Origin of the sequence: Levilactobacillus bambusae, from assembly GCF_003124125.1 — a bacterium.
Taxonomy (GTDB): domain Bacteria; phylum Bacillota; class Bacilli; order Lactobacillales; family Lactobacillaceae; genus Levilactobacillus; species Levilactobacillus bambusae.
Genome location: NZ_QCXQ01000002.1, coordinates 510237 through 534104 on the forward strand (window position 1 = coordinate 510237; position 23868 = coordinate 534104).

Annotated in this window: 23 protein-coding genes; 9 read left to right on the top strand and 14 right to left on the bottom strand. The window is 47.3% G+C overall.

Going from position 1 to position 23868, the window contains the following annotated elements:
- Positions 1-7 precede the first annotated feature (7 nt).
- Entirely contained in the window at positions 8-484 is a 477-nt protein-coding gene (locus DCM90_RS05265) for a MarR family transcriptional regulator (RefSeq protein ID WP_109250288.1), read from the bottom strand.
- Positions 485-644: 160 nt separating this feature from the next.
- Between DCM90_RS05265 and DCM90_RS05270 the strand changes: the two genes are divergently transcribed.
- Entirely contained in the window at positions 645-1238 is a 594-nt protein-coding gene (locus DCM90_RS05270; protein WP_109250289.1) for an NAD(P)H-dependent oxidoreductase, read from the top strand.
- Positions 1239-1245: 7 nt separating this feature from the next.
- Here DCM90_RS05270 and DCM90_RS05275 read toward each other — a convergent pair whose 3' ends face one another.
- The 8 genes from DCM90_RS05275 to rbsK (DCM90_RS05310) form a co-directional block, all read right to left on the bottom strand.
- Positions 1246-2511, bottom strand: a complete 1266-nt coding sequence (locus tag DCM90_RS05275; RefSeq protein ID WP_109250290.1) for a hypothetical protein — start codon at positions 2509-2511, stop codon at positions 1246-1248.
- Positions 2512-2898: 387 nt separating this feature from the next.
- Complete coding sequence (locus tag DCM90_RS05280; protein WP_109250291.1) at positions 2899-3657, bottom strand: NADP-dependent (R)-specific alcohol dehydrogenase; 759 nt, start codon at positions 3655-3657, stop codon at positions 2899-2901.
- Between the two features lie 141 nt (positions 3658-3798).
- Positions 3799-4062 carry a hypothetical protein gene (locus DCM90_RS05285; RefSeq protein WP_109250292.1) on the bottom strand — a complete coding sequence of 88 codons (264 nt, stop codon included), beginning with the start codon at positions 4060-4062 and terminating at the stop codon, positions 3799-3801.
- Positions 4063-4572: 510 nt separating this feature from the next.
- Complete coding sequence (locus DCM90_RS05290; RefSeq protein ID WP_109250293.1) at positions 4573-5073, bottom strand: YdhK family protein; 501 nt, start codon at positions 5071-5073, stop codon at positions 4573-4575.
- Positions 5074-5162: 89 nt separating this feature from the next.
- Positions 5163-6530: an FAD-dependent oxidoreductase gene (locus tag DCM90_RS05295; RefSeq protein WP_109250294.1), complete on the bottom strand. Its 1368-nt coding sequence runs from the start codon at positions 6528-6530 to the stop codon at positions 5163-5165.
- Positions 6531-6871: 341 nt separating this feature from the next.
- Positions 6872-8227, bottom strand: coding sequence for an L-fucose:H+ symporter permease (fucP, locus tag DCM90_RS05300; protein WP_109250295.1), 1356 nt, complete (start codon positions 8225-8227; stop codon positions 6872-6874).
- A 21-nt stretch (positions 8228-8248) separates the two neighbouring features.
- Entirely contained in the window at positions 8249-8644 is a 396-nt protein-coding gene (gene rbsD / locus DCM90_RS05305; protein WP_109250296.1) for a D-ribose pyranase, read from the bottom strand.
- A 1-nt stretch (position 8645) separates the two neighbouring features.
- Positions 8646-9578 (bottom strand): ribokinase, encoded by a 933-nt coding sequence (rbsK, locus tag DCM90_RS05310; protein WP_109250297.1) that lies wholly within the window; start codon positions 9576-9578, stop codon positions 8646-8648.
- 320 nt (positions 9579-9898) lie between these two features.
- Here rbsK (DCM90_RS05310) and DCM90_RS05315 point away from each other — a divergent pair, with 320 nt between their 5' ends.
- Together DCM90_RS05315 and rbsK (DCM90_RS05320) are read left to right on the top strand one after the other, a co-directional pair.
- The gene (locus DCM90_RS05315) at positions 9899-10918 is read left to right on the top strand and encodes an aldose 1-epimerase family protein (RefSeq protein ID WP_225365973.1); all 1020 of its coding nucleotides are present in this window, start codon (positions 9899-9901) and stop codon (positions 10916-10918) included.
- Between the two features lie 12 nt (positions 10919-10930).
- Entirely contained in the window at positions 10931-11857 is a 927-nt protein-coding gene (gene rbsK / locus DCM90_RS05320) for a ribokinase (RefSeq protein ID WP_109250298.1), read from the top strand.
- A gap of 60 nt (positions 11858-11917) precedes the next feature.
- Here rbsK (DCM90_RS05320) and DCM90_RS05325 read toward each other — a convergent pair whose 3' ends face one another.
- Positions 11918-12322: a pyridoxamine 5'-phosphate oxidase family protein gene (locus tag DCM90_RS05325; RefSeq protein WP_165815217.1), complete on the bottom strand. Its 405-nt coding sequence runs from the start codon at positions 12320-12322 to the stop codon at positions 11918-11920.
- A gap of 129 nt (positions 12323-12451) precedes the next feature.
- Between DCM90_RS05325 and DCM90_RS05330 the strand changes: the two genes are divergently transcribed.
- The 3 genes from DCM90_RS05330 (at position 12452) to DCM90_RS05340 (ending at position 15450) form a co-directional block, all read left to right on the top strand.
- A complete protein-coding gene (locus DCM90_RS05330) occupies positions 12452-13102 on the top strand; it encodes a DNA alkylation repair protein (RefSeq protein ID WP_109250300.1) in 651 nt (216 codons plus the stop codon).
- Positions 13103-13171: 69 nt separating this feature from the next.
- Positions 13172-14488, top strand: coding sequence for a Na+/H+ antiporter NhaC family protein (locus tag DCM90_RS05335; RefSeq protein WP_165815218.1), 1317 nt, complete (start codon positions 13172-13174; stop codon positions 14486-14488).
- Positions 14489-14502: 14 nt separating this feature from the next.
- Positions 14503-15450 (top strand): sugar-binding transcriptional regulator, encoded by a 948-nt coding sequence (locus DCM90_RS05340; protein ID WP_109250302.1) that lies wholly within the window; start codon positions 14503-14505, stop codon positions 15448-15450.
- 116 nt (positions 15451-15566) lie between these two features.
- Here the strand turns inward: DCM90_RS05340 and DCM90_RS05345 are convergent, their stop codons facing one another.
- Positions 15567-16265, bottom strand: a complete 699-nt coding sequence (locus tag DCM90_RS05345) for a GTP pyrophosphokinase (RefSeq protein ID WP_225365974.1) — start codon at positions 16263-16265, stop codon at positions 15567-15569.
- Between the two features lie 454 nt (positions 16266-16719).
- Here DCM90_RS05345 and DCM90_RS05350 point away from each other — a divergent pair, with 454 nt between their 5' ends.
- On the top strand, positions 16720-18210 hold the full coding sequence (locus tag DCM90_RS05350) for a peptide MFS transporter (protein ID WP_109250303.1): 1491 nt from the start codon (positions 16720-16722) through the stop codon (positions 18208-18210).
- Here DCM90_RS05350 and DCM90_RS05355 read toward each other — a convergent pair.
- From DCM90_RS05355 to DCM90_RS05365, 3 genes are all read right to left on the bottom strand, one after another.
- A complete protein-coding gene (locus DCM90_RS05355; RefSeq protein WP_165815219.1) occupies positions 18207-18644 on the bottom strand; it encodes a GNAT family N-acetyltransferase in 438 nt (145 codons plus the stop codon). The genes DCM90_RS05350 and DCM90_RS05355 overlap by 4 nt on opposite strands.
- A gap of 412 nt (positions 18645-19056) precedes the next feature.
- Complete coding sequence (locus DCM90_RS05360; RefSeq protein ID WP_109250305.1) at positions 19057-21756, bottom strand: MMPL family transporter; 2700 nt, start codon at positions 21754-21756, stop codon at positions 19057-19059.
- Positions 21757-21778: 22 nt separating this feature from the next.
- Positions 21779-22396 carry a TetR/AcrR family transcriptional regulator gene (locus tag DCM90_RS05365; RefSeq protein ID WP_109250306.1) on the bottom strand — a complete coding sequence of 206 codons (618 nt, stop codon included), beginning with the start codon at positions 22394-22396 and terminating at the stop codon, positions 21779-21781.
- 299 nt (positions 22397-22695) lie between these two features.
- Between DCM90_RS05365 and DCM90_RS05370 the strand changes: the two genes are divergently transcribed.
- Positions 22696-23430 (top strand): SDR family NAD(P)-dependent oxidoreductase, encoded by a 735-nt coding sequence (locus tag DCM90_RS05370; protein ID WP_165815220.1) that lies wholly within the window; start codon positions 22696-22698, stop codon positions 23428-23430.
- A gap of 10 nt (positions 23431-23440) precedes the next feature.
- Entirely contained in the window at positions 23441-23866 is a 426-nt protein-coding gene (locus tag DCM90_RS05375; RefSeq protein WP_109250308.1) for a MarR family winged helix-turn-helix transcriptional regulator, read from the top strand.
- Positions 23867-23868: the final 2 nt, after the last annotated feature.

Sequence of the window (23868 nt, forward strand, 5' to 3'; positions counted from 1 at the left end):
CGTTTTTTCAATCCGTCTCATTAATGACCTGTAAAAAGGCCCTCACAGCGTTCAAATCCCCATCAGAAAACTGGTTTAAGGCGGCAGCCATTCGTTGATCCATGTCACGGTGGTAGCGCCGGTGCAGCTCATGGATCAGCTCTCCGTTCGGTAATAACCGTAAGTAGGTCGTTTTTTGGTTGCCAGGTTCGTGAAATTTCTCTAAGAAGCCAGCCTGATCGAGCTTTGCCGCAATCTTAGAAATCGTTCCCTGTCGAATCGTGGTGTACTTCGTAAAATCACTCAACCGTTCATCGGGATGGTTCGCAACCAGATCAATAATATCTAAATCATTTAACGTCATTTTTTGGACGGCATCCTTCAATTCATTCGGGCTGTTTTTGAGGTACCAGGTCATGGTTTCTTCATCAATTTGGCGGTTTCTAAACTCGGCTAATTCCGTTCGAATCGTATCCGATAACTCTTTTCGGGATAGTTCACTCATTTTTTATTCCTCCGAATATACTTGACATCTTGTCATAATGACTTTATACTCCATGATATATTCTCGAGAATAAATAATCAAGACCCAACGGAAAAATAGCGGACTAGTTTTACTGGTTCCTATTCATTCCTAAGAATAAATATCAGAAAGAAGTCTTCCTATGAAAACCGTTATTGTTTTTGATCACCCCTACACCATTAAGGCCAGTGAAAACCAGCCCCACTTCCGCAGTTATAGTGCGGCGATCGCTAAGGAAGCCAGCACGTCTATCACGGCACACGGCGGTGAAGTTGACCTAATTGACCTGCACGCCGATCACTTCGATCCCGTTATGCACCAAGCCGACCTCGAAAATTGGCGGACGAAGCGGCCGATTAACGCCCAAGCGGAGGATTACTATCAGCGATTAGCCTCGGCCGACCGAATTATCTTTATTTTCCCGATTTGGTGGGAAGTGATGCCGGCCATGACTAAGGGGTTCATTGATAAAGTCTTAACCAAATACCACTACGCCAAAAAATCGCCCCACGTTTTACCCCGCAACCCCGAAATTGACGTTTTAACCGTCTCTGGCACGCCTACGCCACTCTACCGGCTAATCTTCGGAAATCCCGTCACAAAGGCGCTCAAACGCGGAACGTTCGGTAAGCTAGGGTTACGGCACTACCACTGGCAAAACTTTAATCCTGAACACCAAACTGAAATCCAGCGGCAAAAAGCCCTAAAAAAGGTGGATCGGCTCTTAAAGGCCTAACCTCCCCTTACTTCTGTTGGGTAATATCCAGCGGTAACACGAGCACCCGATCGGTAATTTCCGGCCGGTGCCGGTAGCTACCTTCCTCGCGGTACTTCTTTGCCCCGCTTTCAAACAGGAGGGCCACACGGGAATTCGTGGGCTTATTAATGCTAATTTGTTCCACGGACGGTGGAACAATGAGGCTGGTGCTCCCCGAAATATTCTTCGTAGAAAAGGTAAATTCAGGGCCGGCAGTGAGATTTGACTGCCTGACAATCAGTTTAGAATCCCGGTTGCCGTTGGACTGCGAAATGATTGTAATCCCGTCACGGGTAATCGCAATTCCCTGCATCCGATCGTAACCGTTAGCTACGGACATAAGCTGCCCCTGTTTGAACAACGCGTCTAAGTAACCGTACAGCGATAGGTTGCCCTGCAAGGCCGGAATTTGGCTAATATTTTTAGCCGGCAGTCCCGTTTGGGCGTTTAAACCAACGAAGATGACCTGCCGATTAGCTTTATTGGCCCCATACTGGATGATGGCCATTTTATTATTATAGAATTCAATGCCCGAAGTTCGGTTGGCCCAGGGAATGCTAATGGACTTGGTCTGAATCGGACGATGGACTTTTTGGGCATCGTAACTTTGAATCGTTGACATAGAGGCATAGGAAAGACCAGCAAACTGGGTATGGTCGGTGGACCACCATAACCGGTGGTGACCTTGATCGTACGTGATTCCACCCACGTGTGACTTAGTGGGTAACAAAAGGGATTTTTCATACTTTCCCGTTCGCTTACTGACCATAAAAATTAGCGAATTGAGCCGGTGACTCCCGTCGTAGGCGCTAATATAATAGTCCTTTGGCGTTTCGGTAATTCCCTGCGGTACCCAATCCGTCCCGAACGCCAACCGTTTTGTCTGATGATTAATGGACCAAGCGCCCCGGAGACCCGGAATGACAAAGGACTTTGCTGCCTGGTTCTTTTTAACCGCTTTAACCCCTTTATTTCGGTTCAACGTCTCGTGAACGTCCTTTTGAAACTGGGAGTGCGAAATTAACGGGTGATCATCGGCCGACCATTTTGCCACTTCACTGGGTTTAGCCACCATTGCCCGGTAAGTTTGCCGGTCCTGAAGGTAGGCGTGCAGGTTAACGCCCCCTACACCCAAACCAAACAGAATGACAAGCCCCAATATAAAAATCCCGATTCGTTTTCGCATATCCCAATCCCCCAGCTTAATTTTTCCGTTTAGGCCGCTCCCCGTTAGCGTTTCAATCACGTTCATTGTACCAAAAACTAGTCATTTGAGTGGCGATAAGGCCCTCAGCATCTACTATCATTAGCCATTTTGACAATGCCAAATAAGGCGAATGACCAGATCAGGTCATCCGCCTTATTTAGATGTAGTCAGTCGGGTTCCACACCCTTTCAGTCGGGTTGTAAGCCTCAACTCTTTCCGGTTAACCCAAGAAGCAAATAATACTAAAACCCAGTATTTTTTGCTTCCTACGTTAATCCTCGAGTGTTACCGAGGCTCTCCACACCCTTTAGTCGGGTTCCTCCACTCAGATCCCTCCGGATAACCCAAGAAACAAATGATGCTAAGGCCCAGCATATTTTGTTTCTTACGTTACTCCTCAGGATCTACCGAGTGGCTCCACACCCTTCATCTCTATTGCGCGAGGTAACCTCCGTCAACCACAAATTCAGATCCCGTGGCAAACTTAGATTCATTTGAGGCTAAGTAAACGCACATGTAGGCAATGTCATCAGGTTCACCAATGTGGCCCATTGGCGTCTTATCCCGTTGTGACATAGCCGCTTCGGCTCCCGGTAAATCATCCACTAACGGTGTCTTAATATAGCCGGGGTGCACAGTGTTCACCCGGACATCGTAATCATTCAACGCACAGTGAAGGGCTGCCGACTTTGAGAAAATCCGAACCGCACCCTTAGAAGCATTGTAGGCCGCTAAGTTAGGATCGCCCACAAAACCTTCAATGGAAGACATGTTAATGATGGAGGCCCCCAAGTTCTTGTTCTTCATTCGAATAATTCCCAGTTTCGTTCCGTAGAAGACCCCATCCAAGTTAACGGACATCAATTTGTGCCAGTCCTCAGCGGTCGTTTCCTCGATGTTCTTATTGATCGCAATTCCAGCGTTGTTTACGATCGTTGTTACAGGACCAAATGCCTCTTCTGTAGCATCAAAGACTTCGTCCCAGCGGGCTTCATCAGAAGTATCCTGTTGGACAAACCGAATCACATCTGGGCCGCCAATTTTCTTGGCGGCTGCTTCACCAACGTCAGAATGCCGGCCAGTAATCACGACCTTAGCGCCCTCATCCACAAATCGGTGCGCAATGGCTTCCCCGATTCCTAGTGTTCCACCCGTCACAATCGCAACTTTTCCGTCTAATCGATGACTCATCTGAATCCCTCCATATTTTAAGATATGTTCATTATGTCACAATAAAGCTGATTTAGAAAGCCTTTTCATCAATCTTAAATCTAAAAAAACACCCGAAAAACTTACCTTTGACCGGTAAGTTCAGGTGTTCTTGGTTAGTCATTAGTTATCAAAATCTTGAACTGCTTTATCGTAGTCCTTAACGAATTGGTTGTATGCATCTTCATCGTAATCGTCGTACTTGCCGACTTCATGAAGGGCCTTCTTGATTTCATGAATGGCACGGTGTTCTTCGAACCATGCCCGCGTCCGATAATCCTTATCTACATCAGTGTCTTCTTTACCAAGTGTGGTATCTAACTTACTCAATGTATTGCTGATTCGATCCAATGTTTCGTCTTCACGCTTATCATAATTTTCTGCCATAATACAAAACTCCCTTCGTTTATCTGAATTCATCTTAACACGCCAACCAAGTTAGGGTGTTGATTTAGCTTGAGGAATTTTAGGGGAAGATGCGCCATCCCTCGGGTAACTTCCGAGGACTAACATAGTAACTGGAAAATGCTGGGCTTTAGCATTATTTGCCTCTTGGGTTAACCGCAGAAAGCTGAGGAGCGAAACCCAACTGAGGGTGCGCCACCCCTCGGGTAACTTCTGAGGATTAACATAGCAACTGGAAAATGCTGGGCTTTAGCATTATTCAGTTGCTGAGTTAACCGAAAGAAGTTGAGGGATGAAGCCCGACTATGGGTGCGCCGATCCTCGGGCTGATTAATCTTCCCTCACCTACCAGTACCAACATCAACCAGGCCACAACCAAATAAAGCCCCGGACCAAATCCGATCAAAATACAATCGAATCTGATCCGGGGCCCTATTTAGCATGGCCTGAACGTTTTATGCCCCTGCCACACTGCGCTAGGAAGACTTTCGGTTATTTCTGTAATGGCTTCATTTCATCTTGGAGGAACCAACGGTGATTGTTCATCGCTGGCTGTCCATCATAAGGAGGAACATCCACGATGTAGACGTTGCCGGCTTGAGAGGAAACAATCGTCCCGGTTGCACCCTTCATACCAGCCATGTGGTTGGCTTCCATCGTGATTTCCGTTCCGTTAGCTAACGGTGCAGAATCATCCGTCTGGCCCTTAATTTCCCGTTGAATGACCCACTTGTGATCCTTAACGTAGGTGTGGTCGTTCGTGGTGTAAAAGTCGACGGCGTATGCCCGAGTATTGTAACCTGCTACGATAGTTGCAGGAGCCCCCTTCATCTTCATAATCATATGTGCCATCACATGGTCAACCAGTAATGTCACCTGATCGCCCTTTTTGTAGCAGGGTTCTTGAGCGGGTTTTAAACCGTCCAAGGATACCTGATCATTCGGATTATAATTCGGGTCTGAAGCACCCATGTTCATACCATTCATGTTCATTGAAACTCCCCCTTCCAAGCATTACAGTCTAATGCTTACCCACATTATACGGCGAGTTTCAAAAATAGGTTTAGATTTAGTTTTGTTGTTTAGAACCGGGCATTGCCTAATGCGTTTTGCGCAGCCAAGTTTAGCAGGCTCCACTGCCGATCAAAGCCGGGTTGAAAGAAGAAATCGGCTTCCGCTAAATCTTCAATCGTCATCCGTTGGGCCACAGCTAAGGCCAAGACATTTCCTTGCGCCGTAATATCATAGGTGGACATGACTGCCCCGCCTAAGATCTGGTGGCTTTCCGGTGCATACGTCAAACTAACGCAGACTTTCGCGTTATCCTGATCCGGAATGTAAGCGGGCCGGAGCCGATCTTCATAAAAGCTCGTAGTTGAAGCAACGTTCGCTTTCTTAGCTGTAACGGCGTTCAACCCAGCGGTCGCAAAGTGCTGGTCAAAGACGCTGAGGGCAGATGCCCCAACAATCCCCTTAAATGGCCGGGATGGTCGTTTTTCAAAGAGGTGGTTAACCACGTACTGGGCTTCACGCCGGGCGGTAGTGGCAAGTGCCACTGGCATTGGCTGGTTGGCCGGAATGTCGAACGGTTTAATGGCGTCGCCAATGGCAGAAACGTTCTTAATGTTGGTGTGCAAATAAGCATCCGTTTCAATAAATCCACGGCTATCTAACGCCACGGTGCCCTTTAACCAATCGGTCGCTGGCGTCACGCCCGTTGCACAAATCACTAAATCAGCCGGCACAGTTTCATCCGCGGTCGTTACGGCCGTCACACTGCCGTTTCCTTCAAAACCGGTAACGGAGACGCCCATTTTAACGTTCACCCCGTGATCCACTAACGTTTTAGTAATGAGATCCGCCATTTCATCGTTTAAGTAAGTCATGAGGGGTTTGGGAGTCACATCCATCAAGGTCACGTTCTTGCCGGCCTTCGTAAAGGCTTCGGTCGCTTCAATCCCGATGTAGCCGGCCCCAATCACCACCACATTTTTTACTTGCTCGTTATCAATGGCTGCCTTAAGTTTAGTCGCCCAATCGTAGCCCCGCATATCATCCACGTTTTCGAGGTTGCTGCCGGGAACGTTCAACGCGTGGGGGGTAACCCCAGAACTCAAGATCAGCTTATCGTAAGCCACTTGCTGAGTCGTCTGATCCTGGGTATTCTTAACCGTTACCTGCTGGTTATCGGTATCAATGCTTGTGACCAAGGAGTTATTGTAGACGTGGCCCCCCTTTTCGGTGATCTCTTCTGGCCGGAAATTGCGAACATCATTTTGAGCCGTCACTTGATTTTCCAAGAACAGTTCCATCCCACAAGACATGAACGAAACGAAATTGCCGGCTTCAAAAATGGTAACATCCACATCATCATACTTATCTAATAGTTCAATGGCTGATTCATGCCCGCCATGTGAAGCCCCAACAATAACAATTTTACTCTGTTGCATTTTAATCCCCTCCTGATTTATTAGAATCATTCTAACCAACAACTTAAGTATAACGGTTCTAAACTAAAAAACAACCTTAAAAAATGGTTTGGAACATTAGGCTCGCTTCGCTTAAAATTGCCGACTCTTGCAACATGGTCCGAAAGCTTTTCATCCTTGAATAGGATGCTTTCGGACCAGATAGTTACGGGATATAAGACAGACCATAACCCTAAAAAAAGAATGACCAAATTCGATCAAAAGACAATCGAACCTGGTCATTCTCCTTTTTTGGCAGGGTCTGAACGTCTTATATCCCAGCCTCATTATTTCACATTCACTTAATTTGTCACCTGATATGCTTAGTGTTCTGCCACTAAGTCAGGGTTCTTCTTATCATAACGGTATTCAATTAACCAGTAAACCGTTAGGAAGAGGAAGCAGAGCATTGGCACGAAGAAGGACCACTGCATAGATCCCGTTGCATCCGACATTAAACCTTGGATAGCTGGAACAAAGGCACCCCCAACAATTCCCATAACCACAATGGCACCAGCCGTTTCATTGTACTTCTTATCTTGGACCGTATCCAAGGCGTGAGAGTAAATTGTTGGCCATTCGGGGCCGAAGAAGAAACTGGTGGCAATTGCCATGTAAATTGCCGTAATGTTGGGAATGGTCATCGTCAAAATCAAAGCAACCGTCCCTAACAGGGAGTAAATCGTCAGAACTAAGGTGATGGAGAATCGGTTCATAAGAAAGTTGGCGACGACCTTACCAGCAAACCAAGCGATATAACTGTAAATCATGAACGTTGATGCAGCACTATCCGTTAAACTGTGGTCGAGGTTTAACGCTAACCGAATGGTAAATGACCACACCGTTGTCTGCATCCCAACGTAGATGAACTGAGCTAAGACCGCCTTTTTAAACCGGGTGTTTTTGGCTAAGTAACGGACGGTTTCGCGCAGCGTTGGTTTTTCAACGACTTCCCCGTTCTTGGTGTCAGCCATGGCTTTAGCGGACGGCATCTTCGTGAAGGCTAAGATAACAAGCATCACAATTAAAACGATCAAGATGTACTTGTATGGCCGCAGGGTTAATTGCAGCATCTTTTCCCCGTAAGCAATCCGTTCTGCACCATGCATGTGGCTCATTTTTTCGGATAGGTTGCCCACGGAACCAAAAATCAGGTACTTCCCAAGGACAATTCCTAAGATGTCACCAATTGGCACTAGGGTTCCGGCAAAGTTGATCCGGAAATTGGCGCTCTTCTTCGGCCCAAGCATGGAACTGTAGGTTTCACAGGAGGTTTCCAGGAAGCTTAGTCCAATCGCAATGGCGAAGATTGCGGCCAAGAACATACCGTAAGTGGCAACGCGGGAGGCAGGGAAGAATAATGCACACCCAATAATGTAGGCAATCAGCCCAATCATAATGGCAAATTTATAGCTAAACTTTTTGATGACTAATGATGCGGGGATGGCAATTAAGAAGTAACCCCCGTAAAATGCACTTTGAACGAAGGCAGTGGCCGCATCGTTCAACATAAAGACTGACTTAAACTGCGTAATTAAAATATCATTTAGACTGGCAGCCGCCCCCCAGAGAGGGAACATTAAGCAAACTAACAGGAACTGAAACACGGGAGTTTTACTTAAGTATCCGTCAGAAAGCTGCACGTAACCGTGCGACTCAGTAGTTGAATTTGTATCCAAAATCGTCACTCCAATCGTTAATTAAAAGGTTACGCCGCTCTCTAAAATAATGTTTGAGTACGGCGTCATTTCACCCGTCCGCACAAAAGCGTGGGTTTGACTCAGATCCTTCTTTAGTTCACTATGCGGCACGTAGGTGATTTCAACGCCCGGCATTAAATCCTTGATGGCTTGGAGTTGCTCAGGGTTCTGGTCAACGATTTCTTCGGCCAGGTAGATCCGTTGAACTTCAAGTTCCGCTAAGACGTTCTTTAGGACGTCGATAAAGCTAGGCAGTTGTTTCGTCACCGCCAAGTCAATCTTTTGGGTTCCCATGGGAACGGGCATTCCAGCATCCCCAATGGATAACCAGTCCATGTGCCCCATTCCGGCAATTACCGTTGATAATTCTGAATTAATAACCGTTGTCTTTTTCACGCTACTTCTCCTCGTCTTTCTCCTGGGCCGCATTAATTTCAGCCAGCGTAGGAATTGATGGCATCGCCCCAAGTTTTTGCACCGTTAGCGAACTTGCACGCTGGGCAAACATGAGGGCTTCTTTGACGTTGCTTAAATCCGGTTTTAGCTGGGACGATAGGGCGCCAATAAAGGTATCGCCAGCGGCCGTTGGGTCCACTGCATGTACTTTATAGGCTGGTACAAAACCGTGGCCCGCACTTTCCGTATTGTAGTAGGCACCCTTATCCCCAATCGTAATAATGAGGTTTTTAACGCCCATTTCCCGGAACTTGGCGGCGTTGGCGTCCATTGACGCTTCATCCGTAACTTCAATCCCCGTTAACGTCGCGCTTTCCGTCTCATTTGGAATAATGAGATCCGTTACCTTTAAGAGATCGGGACTAATTTCACTGGCCGGCGCCGGGTTTAAAATGGTGGTGACGTGATTTTCCTTTGCAATCTGAAACGCTAAAACGGCGTCTTCCTGTGGGGTTTCAAACTGGGTAATTAAGAAGTCGGACGCCGCAATTTGGCTTTTGGCAGCCTTAACTTCCGTCAACGTCACTTCCTGGTTGGCCCCACCGTAAACTAAAATATTATTCTGACCGTCGCCGTAGACCAAGATCGTGGCACTCCCGGTCCCATGCTTCTTGTCCTCGGCAATGTGCGTTGTATCAATGTTATTTTTTTGCAGGGTTTTCAGCATCTTGTTTCCAAGATCATCCTTCCCTACCTTTCCGATAAAGGCTGTGTCCGCACCGGCCCGGGCAGCAGCAACCGCTTGATTGGCGCCCTTCCCTCCAGCCGCATTGGATTTTTCGTTCACAGCTAGCGTTTCTCCCGGAACCGCAACCCGTGATAACTGTAAAATCGTGTCCACGTTAATACTGCCCAATACCATGACTTTAACCATGTTCCACACTCCTCAAACGTGTCCTGAGTGGCTACAAATTAAAACTCGTAAAACGTTTTACATTTTGGCAAAAGAACATCTCTGCACTCGATTAATTAATCAACAGGATTAATCATAAAGGAATTTGAAACCGATTTCAATACCTAATTTAATTTTTATGTGATTAATTTCTCATGACTTATTATAAGAAAAAAACTTTTCTAAAAAAGTTTTTGAAATTAATTTCAAAAACATTATTTACATCTGACAATCGATTTGGTATGCTGTGGGTATTCAATATTGTAAGCGATTACATTACGTTTTTAAGGAGGTTCCTTACCTTGTCGAATTCACTCTTTTTAACCCCCCGTCAGTTCACGGAAGCACCGCACCTCATCTTTGAAAATGATCAATTTTCCGTAACGGCGTTTACCTATCCTTCAGGCGTTCGGGCCCTGAAGTTGACTAATTCCCGGGGCTACCTGACTGTTTTACCATATATGGGGCTCATGATTTGGGACGCCGTTTTTGACGGTCAATCCCTCAAAATGAAGGATATGTTTTCCCAACCCCTCCCGGGAACCGGAATTGTTGACACTTACGGCTGTTTTCAATTTTCATCCGGCCTGTTAGCCAACGGAACGCCGGGGCCAGAAGATGACTACCAACTCCATGGTGAATTTCCCACCTCCGAAATGACCCGGGCCACCATCAAATTTACGACGTCATCGCTCACCCTGACCAGTGAATTTGAATACGTCAAGGGGTTTGGCCACCACTACTTAGCCCGGCCAGCCGTTACCCTGCACCCTAACAGCGGATTATTTGACATTCAAATGACCGTAAAAAACCTCTCTCACGCCCAAGACATGCCCTTGCAGTATATGTGCCACATGAATTATGCCTACGTTGATGATGCCACGCTGACCCAAAACATTCCGGACGGTGCGTTTCACCTGCGTGAATCCGTCCCCGACCACGTCCATCCCACGGCAGATTGGCTGGCTTATAACGCCGAACTATTAAAAAATCAGACGCTCATCAGTCAACTATCCGACCCCAACCACTACGATCCCGAAATTGTTTACTGCACGGATGATCTCAGTACCATAACACCGGAAGCCGTTTTTCAAATGCACCTGCCAACTGGAGCGACCTTCGAAACCCGGTTCAAGACGGCCGATTTTCCGATTGTTACTCGGTGGATTTTGCATAACCCTGATCAACAGGTGGGCGCCTTTGCGCTGCCGGGAACTAGTCGGCCAGAGGGTTACCACGCCGCCGAACAGGCTGGCACACTCATTTTCTTAGCTCCCCAAGCCGAAAAATCCTTTACCGTAACAACAGGCATAACTGAATAGGAGGACAATTCCATGACTGATATTACCGTGATCGGATCCAACATGATTGATTTAATCACCTACCTCGACCGTATGCCGGTTGAGGGCGAAACCATTGAGGCCCCAAGCTTTGAAATGGGGTTTGGTGGTAAGGGAGCCAATCAAGCGGTTGCCGCCGCCCGTTTGGGTTCAGACGTTGCCATGATCACCATGGTTGGCAACGATGAGTTTGGCAAACAGCAACTCCAAAATTTTAAAACTAACCAGATTAATACAGCCGGCGTTGGCATCGGTTCCTGCAGCAGCGGGACGGCCCCCATCTTCGTTGATCCCACGTCCGACAACCGGATTTTAATCATTAAGGGTGCCAACGCTGAACTTACACCAGCTGTTCTGGATCAGCACCAGGATCTCATTCGTCAGACCAAGCTCATCGTTTTACAGCAGGAAGTTCCCCTTGAAACGAACTATCACGCCATTGACCTGGCCCAACAATTCGGGATTCCCGTATTGCTTAACCCCGCTCCGGCCAACCGGGAATTGAACGTCGATTACGTTTCAAAGGTGCAGTTCTTTACCCCTAATGAAACCGAATTGGCCACCTTAACCGGCATGCCAACCACTAATTTAATGGAAATCGAAGCGGCCGCTCAGCACCTGATTTCCCGTGGGGTTAGCAATATCATTGTGACGGTAGGATCAAAGGGCGCCCTCTGGGTGACAGTCAACGGGAGCCAGCTCATTCCCGGCCAGCACGTCCACGCCGTTGATACAACCGGTGCCGGCGACTCCTTCATTGGTTCGTTTGCCCACTACTTTGCAGCCGGTGAACCCATCCCCGTCGCCCTCCGGCACGCCAACGAGTACGCATCCGTTACCGTAACACGTTACGGAACGCAAAAATCATACCCCACCCTTGCTGAACTCGATCAAGTTCAAACTGCGCCGGTTCGTCGATAGTAAAAAACGGCTCTGTAACCATTTTCCGTTACAGAGCCGCTTAAGTTAGCCATTCAGTTTTTAGAAGGTCACCACTTCCGTCTTAAAGCCGGCCGTAACCGTTACTGAGGTAAAATCGATAACGTACATGGCCGCATTCTCAATCATTTTCGCAGCGTCCGGAAACTTTGCCGTGTAGGTGGCCCGCAGCTCAGCAGTATTTTCAACGGGGTTAGCGGTAGCCGCCACAATTCGAACGGCATCCGTTCCCTTAACCGCTTGGGTGGTGACCGCCACTTGAGGATGGGCCTTTAGCTCGACAACCTTCTCGGTTTTCTCACCCGTAATGAACAGAATTTGGTGACTTTCGGGCAGGTATGTAAAGTGAACGATTCGAACGTCCGGGTGCCCGTCCTCCGTTACGGTTGCCAGCGATAAATCCGTTGCATTTGTCATAATATCATTAAAAACTGCCATTGTATCCATCATAACGACCTCCTTATTGTTACGTTCACTATAGCACAATTTCGCAAAATAATGAAAGCGTTTAACAAGCCTAACCTTTAGGTGTACTTCTTGCTATACTTAGAACAATAACAATTCAGGAGGTGCCAGATGTTTCAATTAATCGGAGAAGCTCAAAACCAGGTTCCCATGGCAAAGTACATGAAGGATCAGTTTCCCTTTGTGGGAGTCAAATCCGTTTCACGTCGGCAACAGTCTAAGCCGCTGATTACCAAAAGCAAGACGTTGCCCATCGCTGACCTGCAGCAACTGATTGCTGACCTCTACGCCCGAACCGAACGAGAGTACCAGTACGTTGCCATTGACATGGCCCTAGCTAACGTTCGCCGTTTCACGCTCGACAACATGTGGGAGTTAAAGCCCTACGTCACCACTAAAGCATGGTGGGACAGCGTGGACAGTTGGCGAAAGGTATACACCCAGTTTATTCTGCGCCACCCAGAAAGTACCCGGGAAGTCTTTGACTGGTTCTTTCACCCGGGCGCTGACTCATCAGCCGTTAACCTGTGGGAACGCCGGGTGGCCATCACCCTTCAGCTGCTTATGAAGGATCAATTGAACCGGCACTTACTCACGACCGCCATTGAGGCGGAGCGCCTACACGATGAGTTTTTCATTCAAAAGGCCATCGGTTGGTCCCTTCGTGACTACAGTAAAACGGATCCAGCTTGGGTTCGCCAATTCATTGTTGACCACCAGCTTAGTCCCCTGGCAGTTAAAGAGGGGTCTAAATACCTGTAATTTTTCCCCAACTCCGCCAAAAACCCGATATAATAATGGAAGGAGTTTTTACAGAAAGTGGGGGTTTTTTTGAAAAACGATAATCAACAAGATCAGGGCAGCTTCATTGGCTTAATTCCCCTTATCTTCTTTTTAGTGCTTTACATTAGCTGTGGGGTAATTAGCGGCAACTTCGAGGCGATGCCCCTCTTGATCGCAATGAGTCTAGCAACCATGGTTGCCTTAGCCATTCCGCATCATCATGAAACATTAGAGGAGAAACTGACCATCTTTTTTAAGGGCGCGGGACAAGAGACCATGATGCTCATGATCGTTATTTTTATGTTGGCAGGTGCCTTTTACTACGTCACCAAATCCATGCATGCGGTTGATGCAGTCACCACCTTAGGGTTAACCTTTCTGCCCAAACAATTCATCATTCCAGGGGTCTTCGTCCTCGGCTGCCTCATCAGTTTTGCCATGGGAACGTCGATGGGAACCGTAGCGGCTTTAATGCCGATTGCCGCTAATATTGGTCAACTCGCTCACATTAACTTGGCACTTCTGGCGGGGGTTGTGGTGAGTGGTGCGATGTTTGGGGATGACCTATCCTTAATCTCGGCCTCCGCCATTATTTCAGCTAAAACTCAGGGCGTCACCATCTTTGAAAAGTTTAAAACCAACGCCATTATGGTCCTGCCAGCCTTCCTCTTAACCACCGTGGCGCTTGCCTTCGTGCCCGTTGCCACCGTGAGTTTGGGCCACCTGGCACCCCTGCAGTGGTTGAACCTTCTCCCCTACGTGGTGGTCATTGTGCTCTCGTTTCTAAACATCAACGTGCTCATTGTGTTGCTGCTCGGAATTGTCACCGCCATTTTAATCGGGCTCAGCCACGGAGATTTTACGCTATTTCAGTCCCTTACCCTGTTAAACAAGGGGATTTTATCCATGGCGGACGTATCCTTCATTTCCATTGTGGTGGGGGGTCTCGCAGAGTTAATGACCCATATGGGTGGCATTCAATGGTTGTTAACCAAGCTCACCCAACACGCCCGGGGCAAAATTGGGGGCAAGTTTTCCATCGCCTTTTTAGTCCTACTTTTGGACGTGATTACCACTAACAATACTGTTTCCATTATGATTGCCGGCCCCATATCCGAACGGCTTAGCAAAACCTACCAGATTTCCCCGTCCTACACCGCCAGTATTTTAGATATTTACTCCTGCGTGGGTCAGGGGTTAATTCCGTACGGCGCCCAGCTGCTGATGGCGGGTTCCATCGTGGGCGTTTCGGCGACGGCCATCGTCCCGTATAGCTGGTACTGTATGAGTTTATTCGTCATCTCAAGTCTCTTTTTACTCTCACCATATTCACCTAAGGTTTCCACCAATTCAAATCCTACGTAAAGAGGGCTAGCCCAATGGATAGTACCAAACGGATTCAGCAAGCACTTGAAGCTTCCCGGTATTACTATCAAGATAACTACGATCAGAGCAAAATTGCCCGGGTGATGTCGCTTTCCCGGCCCACGATTTCGCGCCTGCTTCAGTTTGCCCGGGACAACGGTTACGTGACCATTCAAATTAACGATCCCTATGCGGACGTCACGGACTTAGAGGCCCAGCTCAAACAAAAGTACGGCCTCGCGAACGTTGCCATTGCCTACGTGCCAACCGGTGACTACGACCATATCATTGACAAACTCGGTCAGGCAGCCGCTGACTACCTGCAGCGGACCGTTACCGACAACACCCTCATCGGCGTCACCTGGGGTAAAACCATGCAGCAGGTGGCGGCCCATTTAGATCCAGCGCAAAACGAACAGCAGGGTGTCAAAATGGTTCAGCTAAAGGGCAGCGTTACTCACGCTCAGACCAGCAACTTCGCTAACGAAATTATTAACCAATTTACCCAGGCCTTTCACGCTGAAACGGAAATGTTGCCCCTGCCCGTTATTTTTGATAACGCCAAAACCCACGATTTGGTGCTTGAGGATCGGCACATTCAATATATTATTGATGAGGGCCGCCGGGCGGACGTTGCCATTTTTACGGTTGGAACGGTCAGGGACGATGCCCTGCTCTTTAAACTGGGCTACCTGAATTCCGATGAAATTTTGCGGCTCCAACGTCAGGCGGTGGGCGACATTAATTCCCGGTTTATCACCGCTACCGGTGAGATCGCCGACGAACCCATCAATGCCCGAACCATCGGGGTCGACCTCAATGAACTACAGCACAAACGGGACTCCATCTTGGTTGCGGGGGGTGCCCGTAAGCTGGCCGCCATCCGGGGCGCCTTGGCCGGACACTACGCTACCACTTTAATTACGGATGAAAAAACGGCGAAGGCCCTCCTCGCCGACTAACTGGAGAGCCAAAAAATTAGGCTGATAACCCGGGTTCGATTAAATCGAATCGGGGTTATCAGCCTAATTTTGTTTCTTACGTTACTCCTCAAGATCTACCAAGCGGTTCCACACCCTTAATCTGGTTCCGTCTCATTCCGAATCGTTTCTTTGATGGCATTCATTTCGGTGTCTAATTGACTGACTAAGCCCGCCTTAGCCGTTAACGACCGGCGTAGTTGACCTTGATGGGGGACGTTCTTCTTATAATTGAGTTCATGTTCTAAGGAGGCCCAGAAGTTCATGGCGATCGTTCGAATTTGAATTTCGACCTCGACTTGCTCCTTGCCGGCAGACAGGTAAATGGGGACCGTGACAATCAAGTGTAGGCTCCGGTACCCGTTGGCCTTAGGGTGGCGAACGTAATCCTTTACCCGCACGATTTCCATATCATCCTGCTTGTCTAAGAAGGCCTTAACCTTCCAAATATCATCCAAAAACCGGACGATTAACCGCACCCCTGCAATATCATGAAGGTTGGTCGTTAAACTCTCAAAGGTGCGGGGAATACCCTTTCGTTCCGCCTTTTCTAGGATACTTCGGGGCTGTTTGATCCTTGACTGAAAACTATCAATGAGGGAATCGCCGTATAAAATTTTATTCTCATCGTTTAAATACCGAACCTTATTTTGAACGGTTCGCGTCGCACTTTCGTACATCAGCATAATATTCTGAAACGTTTTTGCGTGTTCGGGGACGTTGATTAGTTCATCTAAGTTATGGGCTGCCAGCCACTGCTTGGTTGGCAGGGGAAACTCGTGGTCGCTGTTACTCAATATGATCCCCTCCTATCTCAATTCCATTGTAGGTAGTTCCACCAACCGCTTCAAGTACTTTTTCTAGGCCGCAACGAACCCTCAATGTGACTAAAATGAGAAAATTAACATTTACCCTTGTTAATTCTCATTTTTATTGCTACACTACAGTTATTCAATTTAAGGAGTGGTTTCTTATGATTTCCATTAACCAACAACCACAATTGAATCTTTATTTTTGGTTTAGCTTTTAGAAGACGTTCGGACCTGTCAAAGATGCGAACGTCGTGAACGCAACGTTCGTATCTATTAAGCTGACCATCTTTATGCTGTCGCCTAGTAGATCGTTTATCAAATCTATTAGGCATGAAGCTTTCAGCTGATTAAAAAAGACCTTTACTTTATGCCGCTAGATTTGACCGTTGTGTCGAATTCTAACGGCTTTTTTATTTTATCAACTGGAGGTTTCAAGCATATGGAAGAACAAGCAAACGAGTCAGATATTAAAACCCAGCCTAAACCGGCCCGGACCTTTTTCGGTCAGCCCGTGGCTTTAAAGACCCTGTTTATGACCGAATTTTGGGAACGATTCAGTTACTATGGCATGCGGGCAATTCTGTTGTACTACATGTACGACGCCACCGTTCGGGGCGGCCTAGGAATGTCCGTCCAGTTAGCGACATCCATTATGGCCATCTACGGTGCCCTCGTTTTCATGACGAGTGTCATTGGCGGATTTATCAGTGATCGTTTAATCGGGAGCGCACGATCTGTCCTATACGGAGGCCTACTCATCATGTTCGGCCACATCCTATTGTCAATGCCCTTCAAGATTGCCGGCCTATATGGATCGATTTTACTCATCACCTTAGGAACCGGGCTTTTAAAGCCCAACGTTTCCGAAACCGTTGGTGCCCTGTACGCGCCAGACGATCCCCGGCGTGATTCAGCTTACAGCATTTTCGTCATGGGAATTAACCTGGGATCATTAATGGCGCCCCTACTCGTGTCCTGGGTCGGTCAGAGCTATAACTATCACGCCGGGTTCTCATTAGCCGCCTTAGGAATGGCGTTGGGACTCGTTGGCTACATTCGCAAGATGAAGTCACTGCCAGCGGCATCCCAGGTGGCGCCCGACCCCCTGCCAAAGGCCTTGCGCCAGCGTTACTTAAAACGAACTGGTTGGGGACTGGTTGGTCTAGGACTTGTCTTAGGCGGATTCGCTCTAACCCATCACCTCACCGCAAACGGGATCGTTCTCGGCCTAACCATCCTTGGCGTTTGCTTGCCCATTTACTACTTCATCGTTATGCTAACAAGCCCAAAGGTTTCCGCCGTTGAACGGCGGCACCTTAAGGCGTACATCCCGTTATTTATCTGTGAAGTCCTTTTCTGCCTCATTTTAGAGCAGGGCGGCGTTGTCCTAGCGCTGTTTGCCCAGGATCAAACTCAACTGCAAGTCGGCAGCTGGCACTTACAGGCGGGCCAATTTCAATCCCTGAACCCCCTCTTTATCATTCTCTACTCCCCCATTTTTGCGTGGTTATGGACCAAACTGGGGACCAAACAGCCAACTGCCGCCACCAAGTTTGCTTGGAGCCTTATCTTTAGCGGGCTTTCCTTCTTAATCATGGCCATTCCCGTTCTAATGGTCGGGACCGCCCGGGTTAGTCCCCTGTGGTTAGTCGCAAGCTGGGCCATTCTCGAAATTGGCGAACTGCTTCTCTCGCCAATTGGCCTCTCCGTGACGTCAACGTTGGCCCCGACCGCCTACAAATCACAGATGATGAGTATGTGGTTTTTGGGCAACGCTGCCGCCCAGGCTTTAAATTCACAAATCGTTCGATTCTACACCCCGCAAAACGAGGTGGCTTACTTCACCATAATCGGTGGAATTACCATTGTAGCAGCCATCATCATGTTTGCACTCGTACCCGCCATTAACCGGCAAATGCAGGACGCTTAGCGTTGCCAGTGCATCGTTAAGTCCGCTTCCCCCGTCAGCGGATCAATCCCTCGAGATTGCATTAAAAAGTTGGCCCGGCGATAAAACTGAACGGCCCGCTCGTTTTTTTCGTAAACGTGCAGCGTTAAACTCGGATGTTGCTCCTTAACCGTATCTAACAGGGCCGAACCAACCCCCTGATGCTGGCTTGCTGGCAGGACAAAGAGGCCTTCAATGTTGCCAGCTTCACAGCCAAGAAACCCGTCAATGGTACCAGATTGGTTTCGATGGACAACCACCGTGAACCCCGTCAGCATTTGCCGCACCTGAGGTAGGGCGTGAAGCCAAACCGATTGATCAACAAAGGGATGCCCATCAAAATTTCCCTTTAACCAGACTTCCAACACTTGATTCAGATCAGAACCCGTTAATTTTTCAATCGTTTCAATCATCATGAACTCCATTTCGTTTTCTACTAGTGTACAACAATATAACAGGGCGTGATATCCCTCGCTTTATCCCCCGAGGATTAACGGAGCTATCAAAAAATACTGGGTTTTAGTATTATTTGATAGCTTGGTTAACCACAAGGGGTTGAGGGACTGAACCCAACTATAACAGGGTGTGAAGTCCCCCGCTTTATCCCCCGAGGATTAACGGAGCTATCAAAAATACTGGGTTTTAGTATTATTTGATAGCTTGGTTAACCACAAGGGGTTGAGGGACTGAACCCAACTATAACAGGGTGTGAAATCCCTCGGTTTTTCTCTACACAACAAAAAGTGCACCCCGCTTGGAAATAGTTCCAAGCGGGGTGCACTTTTATTTCAGTAATTCACTATCGGTTTTATCACACGTGAACAACCGTTATTTATCGCGTGGCGCTAACTTGTTGTCCAAGGGGTAAGTTAGCCGGATAAAGCTAGAGATTACCGTTGGCAGCATGAAGATTAAGAGGACAAGCCCAATAATCACAACCATGGCAACTTGAATTAAGGTGAGGACACCCGATGGCATTAATGCGGCAAAGGTTCCGCCTAAAATAATGGCGGCCGAGAGAACAACCGCACCAATCACTCCCGAAGCCTTCACAATTCGTTCGGTTGGTACCCCATCTGGACCGTATTCCCGGTACTTCATCATTAAGAAAATACTGTAATCAATTCCCAGCGTCACTAACATGATGAAGGAGAAGAATGGCGTATTCCAGGTCAGAACCGACTGACCAGTGGTGAGACCGCTAACCCACTGCGTCAAGCCGAGTGACGTCATGTAGGCCAACAGTAAGGTCCCGAGAATGTACATCGGTTGAAGGACGGAGCGGGTAACGAAGAGAAGGCAGATAAACAGCCCGATCATCATAATTGCAGCCGTCCGAATGAAATCAGAACTGGCAATCCGGTGCGTATCAGAAATGGTAGCCGTTTGGCCCCCAATGGCAACGGTCGCGTTCTTTAGGTCCGTTCCCTTTAAGTTATCAATGACTTGCGTCTGCATCTTATCCACCTTCGACATGGAAGCCATCGAGCTTGGGTTGCTATCTAAGACAACCGTAATCTTGGCCACCTTCTTGTCGGAGGACAGGTAAGCTTTTTCAGAATCCTTGAACTCTGAGCTATTTAACACGTTATCAGGGATGTAGAACGTATCAGAAGCCGATGAGTTTTGTAACCCAGAGAGGTATTGGTTAGCCGCAACCGTCCCCTGGTTAATCTTCGTTAACCCATCGTTTGCTTCCTTCAAGCTTCCTTGAGCAGCCTGAAGTTCGCTAGCGACACTCTGCGTGTTCGTCCCAATACTTTGGGTGTCACTCGCAATCTGTTCCAAACTGCTTTGGAGGGTTGCGAGTGAACTTTGCTGACTCGAGCTGGCCTGTTGCAAAGCAGCCGCCAACACCTGTGATTGAGAGGCTGATAGCGGCTGGCCTGTTGCGGCCATTGCCTGCTGCAGCTGGCTCATCATCTGACTCTGCCCGTTGCTGCTTGAACCGGTTGCGGACTGAATGGCCTTTAACTGGCTGGCAATATCTTTGGCTGAGTTTCCGATGGATTTCAACCCGTTAGCGGTAGTTGTGCCGTTACTGCTGCTCAACCCATTCGAAATTTTCGTTAACCCATCTTGGGTTTTGCCTAGCTGACCGTTCAGCGTGCTTAATTGATCGTTCACGTAAAGTTTGTTAATCGGGGTCCCACCCGGTTGAGTAACCGATGCGACCGTCTTAACGCCCTTTTCGTCCTTCAACTGTTTGGTAATCCGATCAATTTGTTGGTAGTCCTTTTCGTTGTCTAACTTATGGTTCGACTTGATGTAGATCGTGGAAGGTTCTGCAGTTCCCTCCGAGAAGTGTTTTTCGACAATCCGGAAACCCTTCTTGGCGGGTAACTGATCACTCAGTTCTACCATCGTATCGTAATTTAAGTTATTGTGGAACGTTAAGGCGACTGGAATCGTTAGGATGGCGACAAGAGCCAACGCAATGAAGGGGTGAAGAACTGAGCTAGCGGATAAGCCATGCCACAGTTTATTCTCCCGGGCCCCGTCAAAGTTCTTGCTTGGCCAAAACATTTTCTTACCTAACAGAGCCATAAAGAACGGATTCAAGGTCAGTAAGACCACCAGCAGAACCGCAACCCCAACGGCAACTCCTAGAGCAGATTGGTAAATGGAGAACTTGGCTAACCCTAACGTGGTAAACCCAATTAACACGGATAAGCCACTGTAGAGAATGGTTTTTCCCGCAACCTTGCGGGCATCGATGGTTGCTTGGATTTTATCCTTGCCCTTCGATAGTTCTTCCTTAAATTGATCGTAAAGCAGAATATTGTAGTCCGTTCCAATCCCGAAGAGAACCACGACCATAAAGACCTGGGTAAAGTTCGACAGCGGGAAGTTCATGAACTTGACGAGGTTCATGACGATGCTTAATGACGTGATAAAACTGACGCCAACCGTTAACAATGAAATTAGCGGAACCACCGGGGAACGGAAAACGAGAATCAACACAATCAAGATGAAAATGACGGCAATAACCTCCGTCTTTTGAATCCCCTGTTCCGTGGAAAGCCGGAAATCATCGTTTAAAACGTCGCTTCCCGTAACGTAGGTCTTAACCCCGTGTGTCTTAACGGCGCTAGATAACTGTTCGTTCATCTTTTGAACGGATTGATCCTTAGAAATGTTCAGCTGAACCAGTTGGGTAGTTTTATCCTTTGAGATCAACTGCTTCTTGGTTGCTGAATTATCGTTTGGAGCCGTAATGCCCTTGATGTTGTAGCGGGACTTATGGTCCTGCAGCTTCGTAATGGTATCGTTGATATCATCCTGCTGACTCGTTGTAATCTTGTGGTCCCCGTTGTTGAATACCACCACAACTTGGCGGGTGTTACTGATGTTATGCCCCCAATGTTTCTGAATGGTATCCGCTACTTGGCTCTGTGCGGAGGCTGGAATCTTGGTCTGACCCTTGTCAGCCACTAATTGTGACATATTTGGCAGGGCCACCACACTAAGAATAACAACAACCAGCCAGGCAATGAGGCTCAACGTTGTTTTGTTTCTGAACTTCATTTCGTCTCTTCCTCTCTAACACTTAATTATCTTCGTGCAGCACATCATTGGGCGCCACAAATTGGGAGTCCCAGATGATCTGCGCAATTTGTTTGGGTGATTCTGGATCAGGTTTCGATAACCAATGCATCACAATCGCCATCACACTACCCATAATCATTTCCTCGGTATACTCTTCGGGAATTTTCTGGTTATTAAAGAATCGGCTGCCACTTTCCTTTAAAGTGTGGTGCAACTTACTTCTAAATAGGGTCTCGATTCGATTGCGCAGCGTTAAATCACCCTGCTCACTCAACAGAGTCGAAATCATATCACGCTCTTCATCAAACCGGTTCAAAACCTTTAACACCACTCCATACAGGGAGTCGGCATGCCGTTCCGACTGACCCGTTAAATGGAGGAAGTCCTCCGACATGACTTGATCTAAGTCTTCTTCCAGAATTGCCATCAGCCGATCCTCAAGCTTGGCTAATAGATCGTTAATGTCTAAATAGTGAAGGTAAAAGGTTCCTCGTCCCACACCCGCTTCCCGCGTAATATCGGTGACCTTGATGTTTTTCAAGCCCTTTTCCTTCATTAACCTCACGAAGGCGTGAATAATGTCATGTTCCGTCTTAGCATTTCGCTCTTCCTGTTTCACAAAATCACCCCTTTCTAATGCAACGGTGATTATTATACTGACAAAATTAAAATAGTCAACACGGTGTTCAGCGTTTTTGAAAACAATCGTGACAGGCCATAAACCAATCGAACAATTTATGAAAGCAAGGCAGCATTACACGTATATGAACAAGCAACGTTTTGACCGTAAAACTCATTCGTGCGTTTATATGCCGTTAACACTCTAGTTAAATTTAGGCGCTAAAACTGAGGGTTGACAAAATTTATAAACAACATTATTGTATGTACAATCAACAGATACGGAAAGAAGTGTTCTTCATGACTAAAAATATCGTCATAACGGGTGGGACTTCTGGAATCGGGTTAGCCACCGCCAAACTACTCGCAAATGAACAGACAAACGTTATTATAATTGGTAAAAATTCTGAAAATAATCGAGCGGTTCAAGTGGCAAACCCCAACCTACACGTTTACACCGCTGATCTCGGTCGACTTAATGACATTAAACAAGTATTTACCAAAATTCACAAAACCTTTAATACTATTGATAGTCTATTTATTAACGCTGGCTTCGGACTCTTTAAACCCTTTACTGAAATCACAGAACAGGATTTCGACCGCTCCGTGGATTTAAACTATAAGGGCGCCTTTTTCACCGCACAATCCGCTCTTCAATATATGCCAAATGGCTCCAATATGGTCTTTAATTTATCTTGGACCCATCACCGTGGTCTTGCAACCTCAACCCTCTATTCCTCCACGAAGGCCGCTACTTCCTATCTTATTAAGTCACTGGCATTGGAACTTTCAGATCGTCAAATTCGAATAAATGCCGTTAGTCCAGGCTACACAAATACTAGTCAATTCAATGAGCAAAGCATTGAAACTGACCGTCTTAAGCAGATGCTGTCGGATGTTCCAGAGGGTCGGTTTGGCAGCGCCGAAGAAATCGGCAACGTCGTGAAATTTTTAATGTCTGATGAAGCCAGCTACGTCAATGGTCAAGAGGTCATTGTTGATGGTGGGCTAACCAGCGTTCAAGCTGGGGTATAGGAGGTTAATAATGAGTAATATCAATTTTGAAGACTGTCTTTATTTTTCGAGTGCCAGATTTAACCGCATCGTTACACAGATGAGCGACCAAGAATTCAAACGATTGGGGCTGTCATCAACATCTGCTTTTATTTTAATGGCATTGAATGCAGATGATGTTGTTTCCCCATCCGAAATTGCGGATCAACTGTACCTTGATCGTTCCACTATCACCCGGTTTCTCGACAAACTTGAACGTGATGGCTACCTCACACGAACAGCTGACGGTCGGCGCGTTCATGTTCAATTAACCTCCGCAGGTAAACTTCTGCAACCCCAACTAAAAATAATTTGGTCGGCTTTAAACGAAGCCTACCAGCAATTATTAGGAAAGCCATCAGAAGAACGAATCCGCACCCTGCTAAATACAACGTATAATCATATCACTAAAAAATAATT